Below are 1,440 nucleotides of genomic sequence, written 5' to 3' on the forward strand. Positions count from 1 at the left end.
GGGTGAGTCCAATAGCGTGGTGTCAATTCCCGCGGGGTTCTCGTCGTCGTAGACGGTGAAGGGCCATCGTGGGATGACCAGTTGTTTCCGCCAAGAAGCAAGAAGAGTGATCCCACGATGACCCACAACCAGTCTGCCCTGACGACCCTGATCGGCGAAGTCCTCGCCGACCCCGACCTGGCCCACTCGGACGTGTTCCGGCGAATGCTGCAGGCCGGCCTGCAAGACCTGATCAACGCGGAAGCGACCGTGAAGATCGGCGCGGCCCGTTACGAGCGCACCCCGGAGCGGACCACCCGCCGTAACGGCACCCGGCCGAAGACCCTCGCGACCCCGGCCGGGGAGGTGGACCTTCAGATCCCGAAGCTGCGGGAGGGGTCGTTCTTCCCCTCGCTGCTGAGCCCGCGCCGCCGGGTCGACAAGGCGCTCTACGCGGTGATCTGTCAGGCCTGGATCGACGGCGTCTCGACCCGCAAGGTCGATCAGCTGGTGCGGGCGCTCGGCAACGACACCGGCATCAGCCGGTCGACGGTGTCGCGGATCTGCGGTGAGATCGACGAGGCGGTGCAGGAGTTCCTTTCCCGCCGGATCGATCACACTTGGTTCCCGTACCTGTTCCTCGACGCGACCTACCTCGACGTCCGCCACCGCGGCCGGGTCGCCTCGCAGGCCCTCGTCGTCGCCACCGGCGTGAGCGGCGAGGGCAGGCGGGAGATCCTCGGGATGGCGCTCGGTGACGCGGAGACCACCGACTTCTGGACCGAGTTCCTCCGCAGCCTCCGCGACCGCGGCCTGAAGGTCGCCACCGACGCCGACCCGCTCGGGGTTGCCCTGGTCACGTCCGACGCGCACGCCGGCATCAAGGCCGCGGTGAAAGCGATCCTGCCCGGCTCGGGGTGGCAACGATGCCGAGTGCATTTCGCGCGCAACGTGACCCAGAAGCTCGGCTCAGCACGCTCCAAGCCGGTCAACGCGATGATCTCCACGATCTTCGCGCAGACCACCCCCGAAGCGGTGATCGCGCAGTATCACCAGGTCACCGACAGTCTGCGCGGCTCGTTCCCCGAGATCACCGCCATGCTCGAGGCCGCCGAGCCGGACCTCACCGGGTTCGCCCCGCTGCCCCGGGAGCACTGGCAGAAGGTCTGGTCCAACAACCCCATCGAGCGCCTCAACCGCGAGATCAAACGCCGCGCCGACGTCGTCCAGATCTTCCCCGACCGCGACTCCGTGACCCGCCTGATCGGCGCGGTCCTCCAGGAACAACACGAGGAATGGTCCTACGGCGAACGCCGCTACTTCTCCGACATCTCGATGCGCAAACTCGTCCACACCCTGCACGAACACACAGAACCCGCCCGCCCCGAGCTCTACCTCACCGCCTGACCACCACCCACCCACAGGGAACAACGGAATGACACCACGCCACGGGACTTGACC

General features: G+C 67.3%; 1 protein-coding gene. It reads left to right on the plus strand.

The window, feature by feature from the left end; genetic code table 11:
- Window positions 1–117 precede the first annotated feature (117 nt).
- Complete coding sequence (locus WFI52_RS14120) at window positions 118–1,386, plus strand: IS256 family transposase (protein ID WP_336627604.1); 1,269 nt, start codon at window positions 118–120, stop codon at window positions 1,384–1,386.
- Window positions 1,387–1,440 lie beyond the last annotated feature (54 nt).

The organism is Microbacterium sp. MMO-20 (assembly GCF_037147735.1).
Taxonomy (GTDB): Bacteria; Actinomycetota; Actinomycetes; order Actinomycetales; family Microbacteriaceae; genus Microbacterium.